At 70.1% G+C, this 22,581-nt stretch carries 19 protein-coding genes; 11 read left to right on the forward strand and 8 right to left on the reverse strand.

Features of this window, described 5'->3' with window-relative positions; translation table 11 throughout:
* Window positions 1-42: 42 nt before the first annotated feature.
* The 6 genes from KDH83_RS18795 to rfbD form a co-directional block, all read right to left on the reverse strand.
* A complete protein-coding gene (locus tag KDH83_RS18795) occupies window positions 43-1,266 on the reverse strand; it encodes a RhtX/FptX family siderophore transporter (RefSeq protein WP_212318655.1) in 1,224 nt (407 codons plus the stop codon).
* A complete protein-coding gene (locus KDH83_RS18800; RefSeq protein WP_212318658.1) occupies window positions 1,266-1,673 on the reverse strand; it encodes a cupin domain-containing protein in 408 nt (135 codons plus the stop codon). Before KDH83_RS18800 ends, KDH83_RS18795 begins: the two co-directional genes overlap by 1 nt.
* A 66-nt stretch (window positions 1,674-1,739) precedes the next feature.
* Entirely contained in the window at window positions 1,740-3,866 is a 2,127-nt protein-coding gene (locus KDH83_RS18805) for a TonB-dependent siderophore receptor (RefSeq protein WP_212318660.1), read from the reverse strand.
* 141 nt (window positions 3,867-4,007) lie between these two features.
* On the reverse strand, window positions 4,008-4,883 hold the full coding sequence (locus KDH83_RS18810) for an AraC family transcriptional regulator (protein ID WP_349291645.1): 876 nt from the start codon (window positions 4,881-4,883) through the stop codon (window positions 4,008-4,010).
* 114 nt (window positions 4,884-4,997) lie between these two features.
* Entirely contained in the window at window positions 4,998-5,333 is a 336-nt protein-coding gene (locus tag KDH83_RS18815) for a hypothetical protein (protein ID WP_212318662.1), read from the reverse strand.
* A gap of 231 nt (window positions 5,334-5,564) precedes the next feature.
* Entirely contained in the window at window positions 5,565-6,473 is a 909-nt protein-coding gene (gene rfbD, locus KDH83_RS18820; protein WP_212318664.1) for a dTDP-4-dehydrorhamnose reductase, read from the reverse strand.
* A gap of 290 nt (window positions 6,474-6,763) precedes the next feature.
* On the opposite strand from rfbD, the gene KDH83_RS18825 reads away from it, so the two are divergent.
* Complete coding sequence (locus KDH83_RS18825; RefSeq protein WP_103275234.1) at window positions 6,764-7,507, forward strand: response regulator transcription factor; 744 nt, start codon at window positions 6,764-6,766, stop codon at window positions 7,505-7,507.
* Window positions 7,508-7,532: 25 nt separating this feature from the next.
* Here KDH83_RS18825 and hemN read toward each other — a convergent pair whose 3' ends face one another.
* Window positions 7,533-8,963 carry an oxygen-independent coproporphyrinogen III oxidase gene (gene hemN / locus KDH83_RS18830; protein WP_212318666.1) on the reverse strand — a complete coding sequence of 477 codons (1,431 nt, stop codon included), beginning with the start codon at window positions 8,961-8,963 and terminating at the stop codon, window positions 7,533-7,535.
* 155 nt (window positions 8,964-9,118) lie between these two features.
* Between hemN and KDH83_RS18835 the strand changes: the two genes are divergently transcribed.
* The gene (locus KDH83_RS18835) at window positions 9,119-9,385 is read left to right on the forward strand and encodes a hypothetical protein (RefSeq protein ID WP_212318686.1); all 267 of its coding nucleotides are present in this window, start codon (window positions 9,119-9,121) and stop codon (window positions 9,383-9,385) included.
* A gap of 64 nt (window positions 9,386-9,449) precedes the next feature.
* Here the strand turns inward: KDH83_RS18835 and KDH83_RS18840 are convergent, their stop codons facing one another.
* The gene (locus KDH83_RS18840; protein WP_249205198.1) at window positions 9,450-10,946 is read right to left on the reverse strand and encodes a glycosyltransferase family 39 protein; all 1,497 of its coding nucleotides are present in this window, start codon (window positions 10,944-10,946) and stop codon (window positions 9,450-9,452) included.
* 321 nt (window positions 10,947-11,267) lie between these two features.
* Between KDH83_RS18840 and KDH83_RS18845 the strand changes: the two genes are divergently transcribed.
* The 9 genes from KDH83_RS18845 to KDH83_RS18885 all read left to right on the forward strand — a co-directional run.
* On the forward strand, window positions 11,268-11,990 hold the full coding sequence (locus tag KDH83_RS18845; protein WP_212318669.1) for a FadR/GntR family transcriptional regulator: 723 nt from the start codon (window positions 11,268-11,270) through the stop codon (window positions 11,988-11,990).
* Between the two features lie 90 nt (window positions 11,991-12,080).
* Entirely contained in the window at window positions 12,081-13,796 is a 1,716-nt protein-coding gene (locus tag KDH83_RS18850) for a thiamine pyrophosphate-binding protein (RefSeq protein WP_212318671.1), read from the forward strand.
* A 16-nt stretch (window positions 13,797-13,812) separates the two neighbouring features.
* Complete coding sequence (locus KDH83_RS18855) at window positions 13,813-15,060, forward strand: Zn-dependent hydrolase (RefSeq protein WP_212318673.1); 1,248 nt, start codon at window positions 13,813-13,815, stop codon at window positions 15,058-15,060.
* Between the two features lie 5 nt (window positions 15,061-15,065).
* Complete coding sequence (locus KDH83_RS18860; RefSeq protein WP_212318674.1) at window positions 15,066-16,565, forward strand: aldehyde dehydrogenase; 1,500 nt, start codon at window positions 15,066-15,068, stop codon at window positions 16,563-16,565.
* Between the two features lie 52 nt (window positions 16,566-16,617).
* On the forward strand, window positions 16,618-17,919 hold the full coding sequence (locus tag KDH83_RS18865; RefSeq protein ID WP_283093833.1) for an ArgE/DapE family deacylase: 1,302 nt from the start codon (window positions 16,618-16,620) through the stop codon (window positions 17,917-17,919).
* Between the two features lie 238 nt (window positions 17,920-18,157).
* On the forward strand, window positions 18,158-19,741 hold the full coding sequence (locus KDH83_RS18870) for an ABC transporter substrate-binding protein (RefSeq protein WP_212318678.1): 1,584 nt from the start codon (window positions 18,158-18,160) through the stop codon (window positions 19,739-19,741).
* Window positions 19,742-19,829: 88 nt separating this feature from the next.
* Window positions 19,830-20,837, forward strand: a complete 1,008-nt coding sequence (locus KDH83_RS18875) for an ABC transporter permease (RefSeq protein ID WP_212318680.1) — start codon at window positions 19,830-19,832, stop codon at window positions 20,835-20,837.
* Window positions 20,834-21,673, forward strand: coding sequence for an ABC transporter permease (locus KDH83_RS18880; RefSeq protein WP_212318682.1), 840 nt, complete (start codon window positions 20,834-20,836; stop codon window positions 21,671-21,673). Before KDH83_RS18875 ends, KDH83_RS18880 begins: the two co-directional genes overlap by 4 nt.
* Window positions 21,674-21,683: 10 nt before the next feature.
* A partial coding sequence (locus KDH83_RS18885; RefSeq protein ID WP_249205199.1) for an ABC transporter ATP-binding protein occupies window positions 21,684-22,581 on the forward strand: 898 nt, incomplete at its 3' end.

The raw sequence follows: 22,581 nt of genomic DNA on the forward strand, positions 1-22,581 counted from the left end.
GGGGCGCCCCGCCGCGCCGTCCCCGCCGGCCAGGCGCCCGTCTCAGCCCTGGACCCGCCGCAGCGCGCGCGACGCATACAGCAGCGTCGCCACGGCCACCAGCAGGCCGCAGGCGAAGCCGCCCGCATAGCCGAGCTGGGCGGCCAGCACCGTGATCAGCGACGAGGTCAGGATCTCGCCCAGGTCGCGCGAACTTTGCACGGCCGTCATGTCGGTGCCCGCCTGCTCGCCGCGCCGCGCGAAGCGCATGGCCAGCGTCATCAGCGCCACCGAGGCCGCGCCCGCGCCAAACGATCCCAGCGCCTGCGCCGCGTAGGCCGGCCTTGGCCCGGCGGCGATCCAGCCTTGCGCCTGGGCGGCCCAGGCCAGCGCCGCCAATCCCGAGGCGGACAGGCCCATCGCCAGCGCCGCCCGCGCGCCCAGCCGGCCGATCAGCCAGGCGCCGCCGCCGCAACCGATCAGCACCGTGACCACGCCGCCGGCCATGCCGACGCGGCCCACGTCCTCGACCGCCCAGCCGGCGTCCACCAGGTACAGCTTGGCCAGGCCGTAGCCGGCCACCGCCGTCATGGCCGACAACAGCGCGGCGCCCGCCAGCGCCCAGGCGCCCGGTCGCCGGGCAAAGCCGGCCAGGCTGGCGCGCGGCCGGCGCGCATCGGACACGGCGGGCGGCTCGCGCCAGCCCGCCGCCAGCAGCAGGCTGGCCGCCACCACCGCCGCCAGCGCGCCCAGCGCCGCCGGCTGGCCGACATGCCCCGCCAGCATCAGGCAGCCAGGTCCGCCGAAGAAGAATCCGACCATGGTGCCGCCGATCTGCAGCGCGTTGGCGCGCGCCAGCGCCTGCCCCTCGAAACGCTCGGCGACCAAGCCGTCGGTGGCGATGTCCTGCGTGGCGCTGGCGAGCGAGGCCAGCGCCATCAGCGCCACCACCGCGCCGGCGCCGGCGGCCGACACGCCCAGCGCCGCCAGCGCCAGCAGGCAGGCCAGCACCACGCCCTGCATCGGCAGGATCCAGCTGCGGCGGCGGCCCAGCGCCGGCCGCCAGCGGTTGTCGATCACGGGCGACCACAGGAACTTCAGCACCCAGGGCAGGCCCACCAGCGGCAGCCAGGCCAGCGCGTGCAGGTCGGCGCCGTCGCGCCGCAGCAGCGTGGGCAGGGCCTCCATGGCCACGCCCAGGGGAATGCCCTGCGAGAAATACAGGGCGCCGATCATCAGGAACAGGTGCGCGCCGGGCGCGCGTTGGGTAGCGGTTGCGATGGACATCAGGCGCCGCCCTCCACGCGGCGGTGCTCGCTGCCCTGGCCGGGCGTGACGAACAGGATCTTTCCGGGACAGGCCACGTGCAGGCGATGCCACACGCCGCGCGGCACCACGGCGCTGCGCCGCGCGTCCAGCAGCACGTCGGCCTCGGCGCCGTCCTCGCCCATCAGCGTCAGCACGATGCGCCCTTCCAGCACGCACAGCATCTCGTCGCCGGCCGGATGGCGCTCCCAGATATGGCCGTGCACGTCGGCGTCGTCCCGCACGGCCTTGATGCCCACCAGCCAGCCGTCCTCGGGCTGGAGCCGGCGGTGCTTGCCGATGTCGCGCATGCCGCCCTGGCTGTCCAGGGCCATGAAGTGGTCGAGCCAGTCGAAGACCGGCGGCGGAAAAACGGGATCGGGATTCATCGGGTGCTCCATGAAACAGGGAATGCGGACGCCACGGCGTCCGCCGATTGCGGCGCGATGCCGCGTTCAGTACTGCGCGCTCAGGGTCAGCATCAGACTGCGGGGCTCGCCGTAGCGGTTGTTCCAGCTGGTGCCGGACAGGCTCTGGTAGTAGCGGCGGTCGAACAGGGTGTTGACGTTCAGCGCCGCCGTCACGTGCTTGTCCAGGCGATACGCCATGCGCAGGTCGACCAGCGAGTAGCCGCCCTGGCGCAGCGTGACCGGGCCGGACACGGTGGAGTACCCGGACTGCATGCGCAGCCCGCCGCCCACGCTCAGGCGCCGGTCCATGACGGGCAGCGCGTAGCTGGTCCAGAGCCGGAAGATGTGCTTGGGCGTGAAGCTGGCGTAAGGCTGGCCGCCGGCCGTCGCATCCTTCAGGTATTTGCTGGTGTTGTAGGTGTAGCCGGCGGACAGGGTCCAGGCCGGCGTGATGCGGCCCGAGACCTCGGCCTCGACGCCGCGGCTGCGCACTTCGCCGCCGGCGATGTAGTAGCAGTTGTTGCCCACGCAGGGCCAGTCCGGATCCTGCTGCGCGCGGTCCTTCTGCTGGATCTGGAAAACGGCCAGCGACACGTTCAGCGCGCCGTCGGCCAGCTCGCCCTTGACGCCAGCTTCGTAGTTGGTGCCCGTGACCGGATCGAGCGACTTGCCGTCGCGCGTGCGCTCGCTCTGCGGCTGGAACACCTGCGCGTAGCTGGCGTAGAGCGACCATTGCCGGTCCAGGTCCAGGATCAGGCCGCCATAGGGCGTGAACTCGGGATCGATGCGGTTGCCGCCGGCGCGCGCCTGCTGGTTCCACCAGCTCATGCGTCCGCCCAGCACCAGCGTCAGCGGATCGGCCAGCGAGAACCGGCCCATGCCGTACACGCCCTGCTGCTTGAGCACGGTCTGGCCGGACGAGACATAGGGGCCGGTACCCGGCTCGGGCACGCCGCGCGGATCCCAGTTGAAGACATCCACCGGCACGTTCAGCGCCGGCATCAGCATGGCCGTGCGCTGCTCGGACGTGCTGCGCTGCATGTTGCCGCCCAGCAGCAGCTCATGGCGCCGGCCGAACAGCTCGACCGGGCCGCTGACGTAGGCATCGAGGCTGGCCTGGGTATCGTCGAACTTGTAGGCCCCGCCCATCAGCCGCGAGCCCTGCCCTGTCTGCCTGTCGATGCCGCCGTAGGCGCCCGCGTACTTCAGGTTGCTGGAACCGGTCAGGTAGTTGGCGCTGACCTTGGCGCCCCAGCCGCCGCCAAAGCGGTGCTCCAGGTCGGCGAACACGCGGGTCGTGTCCCAGTTGAAGCGGTCCCAGGACGCGTCCAGATAGGTGGAGCGCTTCAGGCCGATGTCGCCGCCGTCCTTGTAGCGCGGCACGCCCGCCATGTTGGTGGTAGAGCGGATGCGCTGCGCCTGCACGCCGGCCGACAGCACGGTGTCCGGTCCCAGGTCGATCTCGCCGATGCCGTAGAACAGCGCCGACTTCTGGTCGGCCACGTCATAGAAGTAGCCACGGCTGTCGACGGCGCCGACGATGCGGCCGCGCACGCTGCCGCTGTCGTTCAGCGGGCCGCCCAGATCGGCCTCGGCGCGGTAGCGGTCCCAGCTGCCGGCGGACACGCTGCCGCCAAAGGCGAACTCGCGCTGCGGCCGCTTGCGCACCAGGTTGACCGTGGCGGCCGGATTGCCGGCGCCATGCAGCAGGCCGTTGGCGCCGCGCAGGATCTCCACGCGCTCGTAGACGGCCATGTCCTGCGGCGAGGCGGCCATGTTGCCCATCAGCACCGGCACGCCGTCCTGCTCGAACGAATCCACCTTGAAGCCGCGCGCATAGTAGGCGGTGGTCAGCAGCTGATAGGGCTGCACCGTGATGCCCGGCGTCTGCTGCATGACGTCGTCCAGGCTTTGCAGGTTCTGCTCGCGCATGCGTTCCAGGCCGATCACCGTCACCGACTGCGGGATCTCGCGCAAGGCCAGCGGCAGCTTGCCCAGCGTGGGCGTATCGCGGCTGGCCATGCCCTCGCCGCTGACCGTCACCGCCGGCAGCGACGGCGTCTCCTGCGCCGCCGCCTGTCCCGCCGCCGCCACTGCCAGCCACAGCGGCCATTGCAGCGCGCGCGCCGCCCCGCGCGGCTTGCCCGCGCCCGTCTTGAACCGTATCTGCACCGCCTTCCCTCTTTCCGAATTACTGAGAATGATTCTCAAACAATTCTAGGGATAGGCCGCGAGGGCGACTGGCGATCGCCGAAGTTTCGCTGGCGATCGCGGAAGTTTCGCGCCGCGTCCGCCCACTTCAGCCGCCCGGGTTCAGCCGCGCGGCAGCAGGCTGCTGGGCAGCACGCCATAGCGCTGCAGGAAGGCCTTGGTGAAGTGCGAATCGGTATAGCCGCAAGCGTAGGCGGCCTCGGACACCGTCAGGTTGCCCGCGGCCAGCAGCGCATGCGCCTGGGCCATGCGCTGCTCGCGCACGAAGGCGTACACGCTCTGACCGAACAGCTTGCGAAAGCCGGTGGTGAGCTTGTTGACGTTGATGCCCGCCCGCCGCGCCAGGTCCGGCAAGCCGGGCGGATCCTGCAGATTGGCCAGCGCCAGATCGCGTGCATGGTGCAGGCGCTCGACATCGGCGCGCGACAGGCCCGCGGGCGGCGCGTCCCGCGCCGGCTCCAGTGCTCCCAGGGCCAGCGCCGTCAGCTCCAGCGCCTTGCCGGACAGGTACATGCGGCGCAGCGGCCCTTGCGCCGGGCAGGCCAGCATCTGCCGGCCCAGCGCCTGCACGGCGTGGCTGGCGCGCAGATTGGCGTCGGCATAGCCCTGCGCGCCGCGCGGCGCGCGCAGCAGCGCGCCCACATCGCCGGGCTCGATGCCCAGCGTGTCGCGCAGATGGTCGAGCGAGGTCCGCAGCGACACGAAACGCAGTTCGCGCCGGTGGCCGAATTCATGTTCCAGGCGCAATGGACTGCGGCACAGGCTCAGGTGCAGCATGGGCCCGGCCAGGCGCGTCTCGGCCGCGCCGGGCACGCGATAGGCCAGTTCGCCGTCCAGCATCAGCACCAGTTTGAGGCCGGGCTCCAGGGCCTCGCTGACCGAGGCCTGCCGCTCCAGGCGCATGGCGCCGCCGGCCAGCGACATAGCGGGCGCGGCGGTACGGACGGTCCAATCGGGATCAGGCAGCAAGGCGCTCACAGCTCGGGGCCTCGGGCGGGCCTGTAGTGGATGAGAGTGAATGTTATTCCCATTCCTGCCCACAAGCCAAGCCGGGCGGCGGACCGGCCACGGCCCGCCGTCCTGGCCGCCGCGCTATTGCTGCTGGCGGCGCTGTTCCAGCTCGCGCAGGCATTGCGCCACGCCGGCCTGCATCTGCGCGTTCGACACCGCGGCGCGGTCCGAGACCCGGCGGCAGCGTTCGTACTCGGACTTGCTGGCCGGGGTATCGCTGATCGGCGCCGGCGCCTGCGCCCCGGCCTCGCCCGTGACGGTGATGCGCAGGGTCGAGGGCGGCGAGAGGCTGCCGTCCTTGGAGCGGACGCTGGGGTATTGGAATTCCTGGCTGGCGGGCGCGGCGGTCTGCGCCTGCGCCAGACCCGCCGTGCAGGCGACGGCGAACAGGAAAGCGGAAACGATGGTTTTCTTCATGGCGACCTCTCGGGAAAGAAGGCGCAGGCCGCGCCCGACCATGCGTCCGGCGGGCTTGCGCGCCGGCCTATGGTAGTCCGCCTCCGCGCGCCAAGACGCAACACAATGCGGTGCAGATGTTTCCCGCCGTTTCTTCGTGGTTTCTTCGAGGTTTCTTCGTGGCCGCTTCGTCGCCTCGCTCCCGGCGCGTCACCGCCGCGCGCGCCAGCCGGCCCGCTCCAAGACCCGGGGCTAGATCAGGTTCCGCGTGCCCGCGATGGCCGCCAGCGCATGCGTCACGCCGTCATGCCAGTGCGGCGCGCGCACCCCGAAGGCCTGGGCCAGCCGGCCGCAGTCCAGCGTGGCATTGGCCGGACGCTGCGCGGCGTTCGGATACTCGCTGGCCGGCACGGCGAGGATGTCGGCCGGCGTCAGCGTCAGGGCCAGGCCGGCGCGGCGGGCCTGGCGCGCGATGAAGCAGGCGTACTCATGCCAGCTGGCATCGCCCGAGGCGCTCAGGTGGTACAGGCCGAACGGATAGTCGCCTTGGCCATGCAGATAGCGCGCCACCGCCAGCGCGGTGACGTCGGCGATATAGGCCGCGTCGGTCGGCGCGCCGCGCTGGTCGCCGACCACGCGCAAGGCCTCGGGCTGGCGCAAGGCCATCAGCATGGATTTGAGGAAGCTGTGGCCGAACACGCCATAGACCCAGGACGCCCGGAAGATCAGGTGCGCCGGATTGGCCGCCTGCACGGCGCGTTCGCCGGCCAGCTTGCTGCGTCCGTACATGTTCAGGGGCGCGGCCTCGTCATCCTCGACATAGGGCGCGGACTTGGCGCCGTCGAACACATGGTCGGACGAGTAGTGCACCATCAGCGCGCCGCGCGCGGCGGCCAGCGCCGCCAGTTCGCCGGCCGCCTCGGCGTTGATCCGCATGGCGCGCACCGGGTCTTCCTCGGCGCGTTCCACGGCGGTCCAGGCCGCGGCATTGACGATCACATCGGGCTTTTCCCGACGCACGAGCCTGGCGATCTGCAAGGGATAGGTGAGATCGCAATCATTCCTGCCCGCCGCCGACACCACGCCCAGCGGCGCAAGGCTGCGACGCAGCTCAAAACCCAATTGCCCATCCCTGCCCAGCAGCAGAATCTTCTTGGTCATGCTCTCGCTCTGCGGCGCCCGCCGCGTATCTCCACAGGCCCGCTCCGCTCCGCGCGGATCGCCTGTTTGTCGCGCAAATACCGGCCGATGCGCCTGCCTTCATGCCCTTGTGTCCGCCATGCCGCAATTCTGACGGTTCAATGGTCCGATTTTGGCCTGAGTCGCATCCGGATAGCCATACTAAAACGTAATCTGACTTCGCAAATTTAAGACTATTGAGGATGCGAACCATGGCCGCCCTCGATGGCCCCGCGCCATCCCAGTCTTGTCCACCTGCCAGCGGAGCATCGATGAAACCGGTCAATACGACATCATTCTCGGCGTCTGACGCTTCGGGGCCCGAACGCCCGGGCCCCGGCGCCGCCCGCTCGGGCGGCCGCCGACACCTGCTGCTGTCGCGCCCGCCCGCCCCCATCCGGGTCGCCATCCTGGACGACCATCCCGTCGTGGCGCTGGGAGTGGGAGCTTACCTGGAAATGCGCCAGGGCTTCCGGGTCGTGCACCAGGAAACGTCGGCGCGGGGCCTGCTGGAAAAGCTGGCCGCCTCGCCCTGCGACGTGGCGCTGATAGATTTCTACCTGCCCCAGGAACCCTGGGACGGCGTGAACTACCTGCGGCGGCTCAAGCGCTATCACCCGACGATGGCGCTCATCACCTTTTCCGCGGGCAACCGGCACGAAACGCAATACGCGGCCTTCCGCGGCGGCGCCAGCGGCTATCTCGCCAAGCAATGGGGCATGGTGTTGCTGCCGGACATGATCCGTGGCGTGCTGAGCGGCAAGGATGCCTTCCTGTCGGTGCAGGACGGCAAGATACGCGCCATCCGGCCGACGCCGCCGCACGCGCAGCTGACGACCTCCGAAGTGGAGATCCTGCGCCACATCAGCCAGGGCCTGTCGGTGACGCAGATCGCGGCCCGCCTGATGCGCAGCAAGAAGACCATCAGCACGCACAAGCGCCGCGCGATGCGCAAGCTGGAGCTCTCGGACGATCTATCCCTGGCCCTGTACCTGCGCGAGAAGTTCGCCGGATGAGGCAGGCGCGGGGAGCGCCCGCGCCTCAGATGATGCGCGAGTAGCTGGCGCCGCTGCTGGCTGCGCGCAGGTAGCCGTCGAAGGTCATGGCCACGGCGCGCACGAAGTACCAGCCCAGGCCCGTCACCTGCACACCGCCGGCGCGCAGGTTGACCAGGCCGAGTTCGGCCAGGTTCGCCAGCTGGGACAGTTCGCGGCCGAAGTAATCGCCGAAGCGCAGGCCGTGCCGGGCCTCGACCTGGGCGAAGTCCACGTCGCCCTGGCACATGATGTCCATGATGATCTCGCGCCGCACCAGATCGTCGGGGCTCAGCTCCAGGCCCCGCTCGGTCGCGAAGCGCCCGGATTCGATGGCCTCGTAGTACGCGTCCAGCGTCTTGACGTTCTGGCTGTAGGTATTGCCGATGCGGCCGATGGCGGACACGCCCAGCGCCACCAGGTCACGGTCCGGCTGCGTGCTGTAGCCCTGGAAATTGCGGTGCAGCTCGCCGCGCTGCTTGGCCTGCGCCAGCGAATCGGAATGCAGCGCGAAATGGTCCATGCCGATGTAGGCGTAGCCATGCTTGAGGAATCCCTCGATGGCCGCGCTCAGCAGGCCCACGCGGGTGGCGCGGTCGGGCAGGTCCGCCTCGTTGATGCGGCGCTGCGGCTTGAACCGCTCCGGCAGGTGCGCGTAGGCGTACAGGGCGATGCGGTCGGGCCGCAGCGCGATCACCTGCGAAATCGTACAGGCGAACGATTCCGTGGTCTGCAGCGGCAGGCCATAGATCAGGTCCACGTTGACCGAGGCGTAGCCCAGCGCCCGCGCGCTCTGCACCAGCGCCCGCACGTCCTCGAACGATTGCACCCGGTGCACCGCGACCTGCACGCGCGGGTCGAAATCCTGCACGCCGAAGCTCAGCCGGTTGAAGCCCAGCGTGCGCAGCAGCCCCAGGCGTTCGGGCGTGGCCGTGCGCGGATCCACCTCGATGGAGATCTCGGCATCGGGCTCGAAGCGGAAGGAGCGCCGCAGATCACCCATCAGGCCGGTCAGTTCCTCGTCCGACAGGAAGGTCGGCGTGCCGCCGCCGAAATGCAGCTGCGACACGGGCACGCCTGCCCCCAGTTCCTCGACGTGCAGCGCGATTTCCCGCGCCAGGGCGTCGAGGTAGCGGGCGGCGCGGTCATGATGCCGGGTCACGACCTTGTTGCAGGCGCAGTAGTAGCAAACCGAATCGCAGAACGGGATGTGCACGTACAGCGACAGCGGCTCGGACGGGCTGCTCGCGCGCCGCTGCCGCAGCGCCTGGCGGTACGCCGACTCGCCGAATCCGCCGTGGTAACGGTCGGCGGTCGGGTACGAGGTATAGCGGGGACCGTTCTTGTCCAGCCGCGCCAGGAGCTGGGGAGGAAAAAAGGGCTCGGCGGCGGACGACGCCGGGGCTTGCGAGAATTGAGGGCGTAGGGCGGCTTGCATACCTTGGATTATTCGCTTGCGGCGCGCGCGCCGCCTTGATCTCGCGCAAACGGGGCGCGCCCCGACGCCCCGGCGGCTGCTCCGCGGGCGCGTCCCTTAAAATCCGCCCTCGCCCCCCGAACCGGCAAGACTAGGAGTCCCACATGGACACAGACATGGGTACAGAACTGGATGGCCGCCTGTTGGCCATGAGACAGGCGCTGGCCATCGCCATCGCGCTGTCGACGCGCAGCAACCCCCAGGCCACCGACATGGCGCTGGAACTGCTGGGCGACCTGAAGGCGCACATGCACGATGCGCCGTCCGACAGCCCCTTCGAGGTGCCGGCCTGGGTGGCCGGCGCCCAGGACGAGCTGGACGGCATCGCCCGGCTGGTGCGCGCCTTCACGCAGACGCCCGAGCCCGGCGCGGCCGACGCCTAGGCCCGTTCCCGCCGACACCGGGCGCCGCGCGGCGCGGCCCCGGATCGGCCCCGGATGGCGGCCGCTACGAAGCATGACGGTCCGAGGCGCCGCAGCCATTGCCGTCCGGGCGCCTGACGCGCCAGTACAGATTGCGGAACTCGGCTGCCACCGGCTCGAAACCCTCGGGCCGGGCCGGCGCCCGTTTCAGCTCCAGCGCGCCGCAACGGCTGGCCAGGTCGGCCGGCACCCAGGGGCTGAAACGCAGCTCGCCCTTGATCAGCACCAGCGGCCGTTCCGGCAGGCGCAGCGCCAGCGCGCCGGCCTCGGCGGGCGGACCGGACACCAGCCGGACCGGTCCGCCCAGGGCCCGCATGGCTGGCTCATGCAGGGCCTCGGCCAGCGCCCGCGAATCGAAATAACGCCAATCGTCCGGCTTGCGCGCGACCGCGCCGCCAGTCGGCGCCACCAGCGCCATGCGCAGCATCAGGGCCGCCTGGACCATCGCGAAGGCGACCAGCGCGGTACGCAGGGGCACCCGCCGCGTCCAGGCGCCGCCGCGCGCCAGTTCCAGCGCCGCCGGCACCGCGAACAGCAGATATGGCGTGCCCCAATGCAGTTGTACGTGGGCGCCGGTAGCCAGCGCCATCGCGCTGACGAACAGCAGCGGCACCAGCCCGAACGCGAGCAGCAGCGCGCGCGCCGCGTCGGGCGCAACCTCGGGCGTCGCGGCCTGCGGCGCCGCCGCCGGGCGCAGCCGGCGCGTGACCAGCCACAAGGCGACCAGCAAGGCCCAGGCCGGCAACGCGCGGTTCAGCATCTGGTCGCCCCACCAGCGCCCCACTTCGCGCGACCGCGCGCCCCAGGACAGGTCCGCGCCCAGCGAGGATGACATCGCATAGCCCAGCGGTTCGAAGTTGTGTTCGATGAGCCAGTACAGGTGCGGGAAGAAGACCGCCAGCGCGGTCAGCGCCGCCACCTGCAGGCCGAACACCTGCATCGGATCGCGCCAGCCGCGCTGGCTGAGCCAGAACACGAACACGCACAACGCGGCCACGGCCGCCTGGTATTTGGACAGCGCGCCCAGGCCCAGGCACAGGCCCAGCGCCACCCACCAGACGATCCTGCGCGTCTGCCAGGCGCGCCAGCAGGCGGCGGCCGCGCCGGCAACGAAGGTGATCAGCGGAATCTCGTGGTTATAGAAGTGCAGCCGGCCGTTGTAGAACGTGACGCACAGCCCGGCCAGCAGCGCGACCAGCGCATACGCGCCGCCGCGCATGCCGCGCAGCATGCGCCAATAGATGAAGAACCCGCCCAGCGTGCAGAGCGCGCCCAGCACATAGGTGGTCCACGCCGACCAGCCCAGCGCCTGCACGAAGGGCCACAGCAGCCAGGTCGGCAGCGGCGGATGCTTGTAGTAACCCCACTCCAGGCTGCGCACCCAGGTCAGCTGCTCGATATTGTCCGTCGGCGGCGCCAGCGTCGACCGCTCCAGCAGCCAAAGCCAGGGCGCGGCGAACGCGATCATGCCCAGAACGATCTGCCAGGCTTGCGGCCGGATGGCGTGCTGCGTGTCCTTCAACCCTCTTGCTCCCTATTCCCGCGCATCGCGGCCGCCGGTCCCGCCGATCGCCCGGTATCGGGCGGCACGGCATTATCAGACGGTCGCCCGCGGGCCTGGGGCGGGCTTTTGTTTAGCATTTGTTCAGATTCTGTAAAGCGCCCACGGCGCCGGCAAGGCTGGGCACATTTACGCCAAACTGGCCTGACCACCAGATGATATTCAGTACATACCCTGAGATCGTTTTCCCTGGAAATTCAAAATATTGCTTCTTAACCTAGATTTCCAAGCCTATATTTATTGGCCTGACCACTTGACCACGATTCTCTGTTTCATCCTCCGATGACCACCTTCCAAGCCGTTGCCGTCACCCGCCTGTACCGCATGATCGCCGACCAGATCGCCGGCCGGATCCGCGCGGGCGATTTCCCGCGCGGCAGCCGCCTGCCGTCGGAACGCGAGCTGGCGGAACAGCTGCAGGTCAGCCGCGCCTCGATCCGCGAGGCGCTGATCGCGCTGGAAATCGAAGGCTATGTGGAAGTGCGCGTCGGCTCGGGCGTGTTCGTGACCGCCCGCGAAGGCGCGGCGCCGCCCGCGCCCGCCGCGGGCGCCGAGGACATCGGCCCCTTCGACCTGCTGGAAGCGCGCATGCTGATCGAGCCCGAATGCGCCGCGCTGGCCGCGCAGCAGGCCACGCCGGCGCAGCTGGCCGCCATCCGCGCCGCGCACGAACGCATGTCCTTCACCGACATGCCCGGCCAGCACGACCGGGCCTTCCACGGCGCCATCGCCGCCGCCTGCGGCAACGCCGCCCTGGCCGCCAGCGTGACGCACCTGTGGAACCTGAGCCAGAACAGCCCGGTGTTCAGCCGGATGCAGGACTACTTCGTCAACACCAAGGTGTGGGAAGTCGCCCACGCCGAGCACCAACGCATCCTCACCGCCATCCTCGCCCGCGACCCGATCCGCGCGCGCCATGCCATGCATGCGCACCTGATCGGCATCCTGGCGCGGCTGCGGGAAGACTTCGGCGACGACGACGGGAGCATCCGCCCCGATCTCTAGCCCTTGCGCGCGACCGCCGCCAGCCTGGCGCCGCGGCGGCCGCTCCGAGACCCACCTGGCGCCACGGCGCCTGCTCTAGGGAGTGCCTGCATGACGGTAGTACCCCCTGTCCCGCGCAATGGCGGCCAGATACTGATGCAGCAGCTGCGCATCCACGGCGCGCGGCGCGTGTTCCTGGTCCCGGGCGAAAGCTATCTGCCCTGCATCGACGCGCTGCACGAACACGCGGGCGCCATCGAGCCCGTCGTGTGCCGCCAGGAAAGCGGCGCCGCCTACATGGCCGAGGCCTACGGCAAGCTCACCGGCGAGCCGGGCATCTGCTTCGTCACGCGCGGCCCGGGCGCGACCAACGCCAGCATCGGCGTGCACACGGCCTACCAGGACTCCACGCCCATGATCCTGTTCGTGGGCCAGGTCGGCAACGACTTCATCGAACGCGAGGCCTTCCAGGAAATCGACTACCGCCGCATGTTCGGCCCCATGGCCAAGTGGGTCGCCCAGATCGACCGCTGCGACCGCATTCCCGAGTTCATCGCCCGCGCCTACGCCACCGCCACCAGCGGCCGGCCCGGCCCGGTGGTGCTGGCGCTGCCCGAGGACACGCTGTGGGGCACGGCCGCCGTCCCGGACATGCCGCGCTACCAGCGCGCGCCGAACCATCCCGGCGCGCCGGACCTCGAACGCCTGCGCGCCGCGCTGGACGCCGCGCGCCATCCCTTCCTGCTGCTGGGCGGCAGCGGCTGGACCGCCAGGGCGGTCGAGCGCATCGCCGCCTTCGCCCAGGCCTTCGAGCTGCCGGTCGGCACGGCCTGGCGGCGGCTGGAATGCTTCGACCAGCGCCATCCCAACGCCGCCGGCCAGGTCGGCTGGGGCATGACGGATGCGCTGCGCGCGCGCCTCGCGGCCGCCGACCTGATCCTGGCCGTGGGCACGCGGCTGGGCGAGGCCACCACCGAGGGCTATCTGCTGCCGGCCTGCCCCCTGCCCGCGCAGCGGCTGATCCACGTGCATCCCGACCCGGAAGAACTGGGCCGCGTCTACCAGCCCTGGCAGGCCATCGTGGCCGGCCCGGCCGAATTCGCCGAGGCCGCCGCGACGCTGGTCCCCGGCCATGCCGCGTCCCGCGCGCTGGCCGTGCGCCAGGCCCACCAGGAATACCTGGACAGCCTGGCGCCGCTGCCCGCGCCCGGCCCGCTGAGCCTGGACGCGCTGGCCGCCGGCGTCAATCAACGCCTGCCGGCCGACGCCTGCATCACCGTGGGCGCGGGCAACTACGCGCTCTATCCGCACCGCTACCGCCAGTTCACCGGCCCCGGCACCAGCCTGGCGCCGACGCTGGGCGCGATGGGCTACGGCCTGCCGGCGGCCCTGTCCGCCAAGCTCGAACACCCGGAACGCACGGTGGTCTGCTATGCCGGCGACGGCTGCTTCCAGATGAACATGCAGGAACTCGGCGTGGCCCAGCAGTACCGCCTGGGCGTCGTGGTGCTGGTGTTCAACAACGGCATGTGGGGCACCATCCGCGCGCACCAGGAACGCGAGTTTCCCGGTCGTCCGATCGCGCTGGGCTTCGAGAATCCCGATTTCGCGCAGATCGCGCGCGGCTACCGCGGCTACGGCGAGATCGTGGCGCGCACCGAGGACTTCGCCGCCGCCTTCGAGCGCGCGCTGGCCTATGCCGAGCGCGAACGCCTGCCCGCGCTGCTGGACATCCGCTACGACGCCGACGGCATCGCGCCCGGCCAGACCCTGTCGGCCATCCGCGACGCCGCGCTGGCCCGCCAGGCCGTTCCCCTCCACTCCTGAACCCTAGAGGCCGACCATGAGCAATTCCCCTCTGTCCGTCAACGGCAACCGGCTGTGGCAGTCCCTGATGGACCTGGCCCGGATCGGCGCCACCGCCAAGGGCGGCAACTGCCGCCTGGCCCTGACCGCGCTGGACGGCCAGGGCCGCGACCTGGTCACGGGCTGGATGCGCGACGCCGGCATGCGCGTGCGCGTGGACCAGCTGGGCAACATCTTCGCGCGCCGCGCCGGCCGCGACGACACGCTGCCGCCCGTCATGACGGGCAGCCACATCGACACCCAGCCCACCGGCGGCAAGTTCGACGGCTGCTACGGCGTGCTGGCGGGCCTGGAAGTGATCCGCACGCTCAACGACGCCGGCGTGCAGACCGAAGCGCCGCTGGAAGTCGCCATCTGGACCAACGAGGAAGGCTCGCGCTTCGTGCCGGTGATGATGGGCTCGGGCGTGTTCGCCGGCAAGTTCACGCTGGAAACGGCGCTGTCCGCCCGCGACGCCCAGGGCCTGTCGGTGCGCGACGAGCTGCAGGCCATTGGCTACGCCGGCGCCGACCCGGTGGGCGGGCGTCCGGTGGACGCCTATTTCGAGGCGCACATCGAGCAGGGCCCGATCCTGGAGCACGAGGAAAAGGTCGTGGGCGTGGTCACCGGATCGCTGGGCCTGCGCTGGTACGACATCATCGTGACCGGCATGGAAATGCACGCCGGCCCCACGCCCATGCCGATCCGTCGCGACGCGCTGCTGGCGGCCAGCCACCTGGTGCAGGCGGTGATCGGCATCGCCAACGCCAACCAGCCGCACGGCCGTGGCACGGTGGGCGAGCTGCACGCCCATCCCGGCTCGCGCAACGTCATCCCCGGACAGGTCCGCATGACGGCCGACCTGCGCCACGAGGACGAGGCCACGCTCACCCGCATGGACCAGGCGCTGCGCCAGGCCTGCAAGGACGTGGCGGCGGCCCACCATGTCGAGGTGGAACTGAAGGACGTGCAGTACTTCCGCCCCACGCCCTTCGATCCCGACCTGGTCGGCAAGGTGCGCCAGGGCGCCGCCAGCCGTGGCCTGCCGGCCATGGACATCGTCACCGGCGCCGGACACGACGCGGTGTACATGGCCTCGGTCACGCCCACCGCCATGATCTTCGTGCCCTGCAAGGACGGCGTCAGCCACAACGAAATCGAGGACGCGCAGCCGCAGCACCTGGAGGCCGGCTGCAACGTGCTGCTGGACGCCATGGTGGCGCGCGCCGGCCGCAGCGGGAGCTGAACGACATGACATTGCACACGCTGGATTACTGGCAATCGCAAGCCGCCGCGCTGCGCCCGGAAGGCCGCGCCTACATCGACGGCGCCCATGCCGATGCCGCCGACGGCGCCACCTTCGAGGCCCGCAGCCCGATCGATGGCCGCAAGCTGGCCGACGTGGCCGCCTGCGGCCAGGCCGATGTCGACCGCGCCGTGGCCGCCGCCCGCCGCGCCTTCGAGGCCGGGGCCTGGTCGGCGCTGGCGCCGCGCGAGCGCAAGGCCGCGCTGCTGCGCCTGGCCGCGCTGATCGACACGCACAAGGAAGAACTGGCGCTGCTGGAAACGCTGGACATGGGCAAGCCCATCCGCGACGCGCTGCAATTCGACCTGCCCGAAACCATCCAGACCTACGCCTGGTACGGCGAGGCGATCGACAAGCGCTACGACGAGATCGCCCCGACCGGCGCCAACGCGCTGGCCACCATCACCCGCGAGCCCGTGGGCGTGGTGGCGGCCGTGGTGCCCTGGAACTACCCGATGTTGATGGCGGCCTGGAAGGTCGCGCCGGCGCTCGCGGCCGGCAACAGCGTCATCCTCAAGCCGGCCGAGCAATCGTCCTTGAGCGCGATCCGGCTGGCGGCGCTGGTCGAGCAGGCCGGCATCCCGGCCGGCGTGTTCCAGGTGCTGCCCGGCGCAGGCCCCGTGGCCGGGCGCGCGCTGGGCCTGCATCCGGACGTGGACTGCGTGGCATTCACCGGCTCCACCGCCACCGGCAAGCGCTTCATGACGTATTCCGGCGAGTCGAACCTCAAGCGCGTCTGGCTGGAATGCGGCGGCAAGTCGCCCCACATCGTGTTCGAGGACTGCCCCGACCTGGACCGCGCCGCCCTGATCGCCGCGCTGGCGATCTTCTCGAACCAGGGCGAGGTCTGCATCGCCGGCTCGCGCCTGTACGTGCAGGACGGCATCTACGACGCCTTCATGGACAAGGTCGCGCGCCACGCGGCCGCCATGGCGCCGGGCAATCCGCTGGACCCGGCCACCGCGCTGGGCGCGATGGTGGACGAACGGCAGACGCGCTCGGTGATGGCGCGCATCGCCGCCGGCCAGGCCGAGGGCGCGCGGCTGCGCGTCGGCGGCCGCCAGGTGCGCGCGGACAGCGGCGGCTGGTACATCGAGCCCACCATCTTCGACTGCGCCGGCCCGCAGGGCGCGCTGATGCGCGAAGAGATCTTCGGCCCGGTGCTGGCCGCCCAGCGCTTCGCCACCGAGGACGAGGCCATCGCCCTGGCCAACGATTCCTCCTACGGCCTGGGCGCGGGCCTGTGGACCGCCAACCTGGGACGCGCCCACCGCCTATCACGCCGCCTGCGCGCCGGGCTGGTGTGGGTCAACTGCTATGCCGACGGCGATGTCACCGTGCCGTTCGGCGGCGTCAAGCAATCGGGCTTCGGCCGCGACAAGTCCCTGCACGCGCTGGACAAGTACAGCGACCTGAAGACCACCTGGATCGATCTCACCGTGTAGCCGCCCATCGCCCACGCGCGCACCGTCCCAGAACATGCAAAGGGGAAAAATCTTGCAGCCGGACACGCAACGCATCGCCGCCGCCATCGACGCACTGGAACCCTATATGGTCCGGACGCTGTCGGACTTCGTCGCGGCCCAAAGCCCATCGGGCGCGGAACAGCCCGCCGCCCGCTACATCGAGCAGGCCTGGCGCGAGCTCGGGCTGGAGCCCGAACGCATCCTGCTGGACGACGCCGCGCTCAAGGCGCTGCCGCTCTACGCCTGCCCCTGCGGCCCCGACGACGGCCGCTACAACCTGCTGGCGCGCCACGTCCCGGCCGCGCCGGGCGGCCGTTCGGTGCTGTTCAACGGCCATATCGACGTGGTGCCCACCGGCCCCGCCGCCATGTGGTCGCGCCCGCCCTACGAGCCGGCGGTGGCGGACGGCTGGTTGTACGGCCGCGGCAGCGGCGACATGAAGGCCGGCCTCGTCTGCGCCATGGTCGCCTACAAGGCGCTGCTCGGCATGGGCCTGCAGCCGGCCGGCACGGTCGGCTTCAACGCGGTGCTCAACGAGGAAGATACCGGCGCCGGCACGCTGGCCACGCTCAACGCGCTGAGCCGGGCCACGGCGCGCGCCCGGCTCGAGGACTTCGACGCCGTGATCATTCCCGAACCCTTCGGCGAGGCCATGCTGCGCGCGCAGGTGGGCGTGTGCTGGATGTTCGTGGACCTGACCGGCAGGCCCGCGCACGTGGCCTACATGGGCTCGGGCGTGAACCCCATCGAGGCCGGCATCGCCATCATGGCGGACCTGAAGGAACTGGAAGCGCAGTGGAACGCGCCCGAGAACCGTCACCCCGCCTTCGCCGACCAGCCGCACCCGATCAACTTCAACCTGGGCCGCATCGAAGGCGGCGAATGGAATTCCTCGGTGCCCTGCACCTGCACGCTGGGCATACGCTTCAGCTTCTATCCGGACATGACGCCCGAGGCGGCGCGCGACATCGTGGCCGCGCGCGTGCGCGCCACGGTGGCGCGACTGAATCCGGCGCTGAGCGTGCAGCTGCGCTGGCAGGGCCAGTTCGCGCCCGGCTGCGAGTTCGACCTGGACGCGCCCGCCATGCGGGCGCTGGCCGCCGCGCATGAAAAGGCCACCGGCCAGGCGCCGGCCAAGCTGGCCTGCACCGCCACCACCGACGCGCGCCACTTCCGCCTGATGACCGACCTGCCCGTGACCTGCTACGGCCCAGAGGCGCGCAACATCCACGGCATCGACGAATCCGTGTCGATCGCCAGCATGAAGCGCGTGGCGACGGCGATGGCGCAGTTCATCGTGGACTGGTGCGGCGTGACGCCCGCGCCGCGCTGAACCCCACACCCAGAAATCGCCGCGATGGTGCGCGGCGCCCGGCACGCGCCGGGCCTCGCACCAGAACGTGGCACCGGCACGCAGCACCGTTGTAGCGGACAGACCCGCAGTATCCCGAGAACCCAGGTGGCACGAGGATTGCTTGCCAACCATGGCGACCGCCGCGAAGGCGCGCGCCCCTCGTCCACTTTTTCCAGCCCGGAGGCTCGCAGTGAACACGAACAAACGGAATCGCCCGATGGATCGCCCGACGTTCCGCCTGACATCCCGCAAGGCCCTGGGCGCGCTGGCCCTGGCGGCCCTGCTGCCGGCCGCGTCCGCCCTGGCGCAGACCAAGGGCGGCACGCTGAACATGATCGTCCAGCCCGAACCGCCGGTGATCGTCACCGCCATCAACCAGCAGGGGCCGACGCAGTTCGTGGCCGGCAAGATCTATGAAAGCCTGCTGACGTACTCCACCGACCTGAAGCCGCAGCCCGGCCTGGCCAAGTCCTGGGAAGCCGCGCCCGACGGCCTGAGCTACACCTTCCACCTGCAGGACAACGTCAAGTGGCATGACGGCAAGCCCTTCAGCGCCGACGACGTGGTGTTCTCGCTGTCCGACATGCTGCCCAAGACGCATGCGCGGGCGCGCGTGATCCTGAACAAGTTCGTCGAGTCGGTGCAGGCGCCGGACCCGAAGACCGTGGTCGTCAAGCTGAAGTCGCCCTTCCCCGCCTTCATGCTGATGTTCGAGCCGGGCTTTGCGCCCATCATGCCCAAGCACATCTACGCCGGCACCGACTACATGACCAATCCGGCCAACCAGAAGCCGGTCGGCACCGGCCCCTTCGTGTTCAAGGAATGGAAGCGCGGCGAATACATCAAGCTGGCGCGCAACCCCGACTACTGGAAGCCCGGCAAGCCCTACCTGGACGAGCTGGTCTTCAACGTGATCCCGGACGCCGCCTCGCGCGCCGTGGCCTTCGAGCGCGGCAGCGTGGACGTGCTGCGCGGCGGCGACGTGGACAACGTCGACATCAAGCGCCTGCGCGCCCTGCCCAAGGTGGAATACACCACCGCCGGCTGGGAGATGTTCTCGCCCCAGGCCTACCTGATCTTCAACATGCGCAAGCCGCCGTTCGACAATCTCAAGGTGCGCCAGGCGGTAATGGCTGCCATGAACCGCAACATGGTGGTCAACAACATCTTCTTCGGCCTGGGCAAGGTCGCCACCAGCCCCTTCGTCACCACCGAGATGTTCTACGACAAGAACATGCCGGCCATGCCCTTCGACATGAAGCAGGCGCGCGCGCTGATCAAGGAATCGGGCATCAAGCCGGGCGACTACACCATCCGCCAGCTGAGCTTCCCCTACGGCTCCACCTGGGACCGCCTGGGCGAATACACCAAGCAGGCGCTGGAGCAACTGGGCTTCAAGGTCAACCTCGAATCCACCGACGCCGGCGGCTGGGCCAGCCGCACCGGCAACTGGGACTTCGACCTGACCACCAACTTCACCTACCAGTACGGCGATCCGGCGCTGGGCGTGCAGCGGCTCTACATCTCGTCGAACATCGTCAAGGGCTCGCCCTTCGCCAACGTGCAGGGCTACAGCAACCCCGCGACCGACAAGCAGTGGGAAGCCGCCGCCTCGGAGATCGATCCGGCCAAGCGCCAGGCGCTGTACAGCCAGCTGCAGACCACGCTGGTCAATGAAGTGGCCAACGGCTTCCTGGTGGATATGGAGTTCCCCACGCTGTACCGGGCCAACGTGAAGAACCTGGTCAGGACGGCCATCGGCCTGAACGAGTCGTTCGACGACGTGTACATCGAGAAGTAAGTCCAGAAGCAAGCGTCTTGGGCGCCGCCGCGCGGAGCGGCGGCGCCGGGACCGCGCGGCGGCCTGTCCGCCCACGGAGGACCCGAGCATGAAATTCCTGTCTTTCCTCGTTTCGCGCATCGGCAAGGCCCTGGTGGTCGTGCTGGGCGTGGTCATCATCAATTTCTTCCTGATCCGGCTCGCGCCCGGCGATCCGGCCGCGGTGCTGGCCGGCCAGGCCGGCGCGGGCGACGCCGCCTACGTCGAGCAGCTGCGCGCGGCCTTCGGCCTGGACCAGCCGCTGCTGACGCAGCTGATGCTGTACCTGAAGGGCGTGGCGCAGCTGGACCTGGGCTTTTCCTACCGCAACCACGTGCCGGTGCTGGACCTGATCGTCGAGCGGCTGCCCGCCACCTTCCTGCTGATGTCCTGCGCCTTCGTGTTCTCGATCGTGCTGGGCGTGCTGCTGGGCGTGGTCGCGGCCAAGGCGCGCTACCGCAACAAGCGGCGCTGGATCGACAGCAGCGTCATGACGGGCGCGCTGCTGCTGTACGCCACGCCGCTGTTCTGGCTGTCGCTGATGGGCATCCTGCTGTTCTCGGTGGTGCTGGGCTGGCTGCCGGCCTTCGGCATGGAAACCGTGGGCGCCGGCCTGACGGGCTGGTCGCGCGCCGGCGACATCGCGCAGCACCTGGTGCTGCCCACCGTGACGCTGGGCTGCTTCTTCATGGCCGTGTACGTGCGCCTGACGCGCGCCTCCATGCTGGAGGTGATCGGCATGGACTTCGTCAAGACCGCGCGCGCCAAGGGCGTCGGCCCGGGACGCGTGATCCGCGCCCACGTGCTGCGCAACGCGCTGCTGCCGGTCATCACCTTCGCGGGCATCCAGCTGGGCCAGATGGCCGGCGGCGCGGTGCTGACCGAGACCGTGTTCGCCTGGCCCGGCATCGGCCGGCTGATGTTCGACGCCCTGCTGCAGCGCGACTACCAGCTGCTGCTGGGCATCTTCCTGGTCACTTCCATCATGGTGGTGGTCTTCAACCTGCTCACCGACGTGCTGTACCGGCTCATCGATCCGCGCATCGGCGCGGGAGCGCAACAGGGAGCCGCCGCATGAAAGCCTTCGCGCGCCGCTATATGCGCAATCATGGCGCGGTGGCCGGCCTGGCCATCGTGCTGCTGGTGGTGGCCGTGGCCCTGGCCGCGCCGCTGCTGTACGAAGAATCGCCCTGGATGATGGTGGCCGATCCGCTGATCCCGCCCTTCACCAATGCCGACTACCCCTTCGGCACCGACATGCTGGGACGCGACATCACCGCCGGCCTGGTCTGGGGCGCGCGCGTTTCGCTGTTGGTGGGGCTGCTGTCCACCGCCGTCGCGCTGTGCTTCGGCATCGTGGTCGGCGCCATCGCCGGCTACTGCGGCGGCCGCATCGACGACGCGCTGATGCGCTTCACCGAGTTCTTCCAGACCATCCCGCAGCTGGCGATGGCGGTGGTGCTGGTGGCCATCATCGGGCCTTCGGTGTATTCCATCATGGGCGCCATCGCGCTGGTGTCGTGGCCGCCGGCCGCGCGGCTGGTGCGCTCGGAGTTCATGACGCTCAAGCAACGCGAGTTCGTGCAGGCCGCCATCGTGATCGGCCAGGCGCCGGCCCGCATCGTCGGCACCCAGATCCTGCCCAACGCCATGTCGCCCATCATCGTGTCGGCCTCTTTCATGGTGGCCACCGCCATCCTCACTGAGTCCTCGCTGTCCTTCCTGGGCCTGGGCGACCGCAACGAGATGAGCTGGGGCTTCATGATCGGCGCGGCCCGCACCATGATCCGCGAAGCCTGGTGGATGAGCGTGTGGCCCGGCGTGGCCATCCTCCTGACCGTGCTGGCCATCAACCTGATCGGCGAAGGCCTGAACGATGCCCTCAACCCGCAGCTGCGCAAGCGCGGCGAATAGGAGCCCAGCCATGAAACACCCAGGCATGCCGGCCGCCGCGCCGGCCACGGGCGACGCGCCGCTGCTGTCGATCCGCAACCTGAGCATCGCCCTGCCCGCCGGCGGCGACCGCGCCTATGCGGTGCGCGACGTGTCCTACGACATCCGCGCCGGCGAGATCCTGTGCATCGTCGGCGAGTCCGGCTCCGGCAAGTCCATGAGCGCCAACGCCATCATGGGCCTGTTGCCCGACTACCTGACGCCGCAGCAGGGCAGCATCCTGTTCCGAGGCACGGACCTGCTGCGCCAGGACGAGGCCAGCCTGCAGGCCATGCGCGGCAAGGACATGGCCATGATCTTCCAGGAACCGCTGTCGGCGCTGAACCCGCTGATGACGGTGGGCGAGCAGATCAGCGAAGTCATGCGCGTGCACGACGCCTATCCCGGCCCCGCGCGGCTGGAGCGCGCGCTGGAACTGCTGGCCTTCGTCGGCCTGCCCGATCCGGCCACGCTGTACCTCGCCTATCCGTTCCGCCTGTCCGGCGGCCAGCGCCAGCGCGTGATGATCGCCATGGCGCTGGCGCTGGAGCCGGCGCTGCTGATCGCCGACGAGCCCACCACCGCGCTGGACGTGACCACCCAGGCGCAGATCCTGGCGCTGATCGCCCGCATCCAGAAGGAAAAAGGCATGGGCGTGATGTTCGTCACCCACGACTTCGGCGTGGTGGCAGAGATCGCGCACCGCGTCGCCGTGATGGAAAAGGGCATCCTGGTCGAACAGGGGCCGGCGGACGAAGTGCTGAACCGCCCGCGCCATCCCTACACCCAGCGCCTGATCGCCGCCGTGCCGCATCGGCGCGGCGAGGAACGCGCGGCCGGCGTCGGCGAGCCGCCGGTGCTGGATGTGCGCGACCTGCGCAAGACCTATG

Source organism: Achromobacter sp. Marseille-Q0513 (genome assembly GCF_018195695.1).
Lineage (GTDB): Bacteria > Pseudomonadota > Gammaproteobacteria > Burkholderiales > Burkholderiaceae_B > Achromobacter.

Excerpts from the sequence above, each read along its gene's own strand:
- KDH83_RS18795 (WP_212318655.1), bottom strand. The coding sequence starts at position 1,266 with ATGTCCATCGCAACCGCTACCCAACGCGCGCCCGGCGCGCACCTGTTC.
- KDH83_RS18800 (WP_212318658.1), bottom strand. The coding sequence starts at position 1,673 with ATGAATCCCGATCCCGTTTTTCCGCCGCCGGTCTTCGACTGGCTCGAC.
- KDH83_RS18815 (WP_212318662.1), bottom strand. The coding sequence starts at position 5,333 with ATGAAGAAAACCATCGTTTCCGCTTTCCTGTTCGCCGTCGCCTGCACG.
- rfbD (WP_212318664.1), bottom strand. The coding sequence starts at position 6,473 with ATGACCAAGAAGATTCTGCTGCTGGGCAGGGATGGGCAATTGGGTTTT.
- KDH83_RS18825 (WP_103275234.1), top strand. The coding sequence starts at position 6,764 with ATGAAACCGGTCAATACGACATCATTCTCGGCGTCTGACGCTTCGGGG.
- hemN (WP_212318666.1), bottom strand. The coding sequence starts at position 8,963 with ATGCAAGCCGCCCTACGCCCTCAATTCTCGCAAGCCCCGGCGTCGTCC.
- KDH83_RS18835 (WP_212318686.1), top strand. The coding sequence starts at position 9,119 with ATGGGTACAGAACTGGATGGCCGCCTGTTGGCCATGAGACAGGCGCTG.
- KDH83_RS18845 (WP_212318669.1), top strand. The coding sequence starts at position 11,268 with ATGACCACCTTCCAAGCCGTTGCCGTCACCCGCCTGTACCGCATGATC.
- KDH83_RS18850 (WP_212318671.1), top strand. The coding sequence starts at position 12,081 with ATGACGGTAGTACCCCCTGTCCCGCGCAATGGCGGCCAGATACTGATG.
- KDH83_RS18855 (WP_212318673.1), top strand. The coding sequence starts at position 13,813 with ATGAGCAATTCCCCTCTGTCCGTCAACGGCAACCGGCTGTGGCAGTCC.
- KDH83_RS18860 (WP_212318674.1), top strand. The coding sequence starts at position 15,066 with ATGACATTGCACACGCTGGATTACTGGCAATCGCAAGCCGCCGCGCTG.
- KDH83_RS18870 (WP_212318678.1), top strand. The coding sequence starts at position 18,158 with ATGGATCGCCCGACGTTCCGCCTGACATCCCGCAAGGCCCTGGGCGCG.
- KDH83_RS18875 (WP_212318680.1), top strand. The coding sequence starts at position 19,830 with ATGAAATTCCTGTCTTTCCTCGTTTCGCGCATCGGCAAGGCCCTGGTG.
- KDH83_RS18880 (WP_212318682.1), top strand. The coding sequence starts at position 20,834 with ATGAAAGCCTTCGCGCGCCGCTATATGCGCAATCATGGCGCGGTGGCC.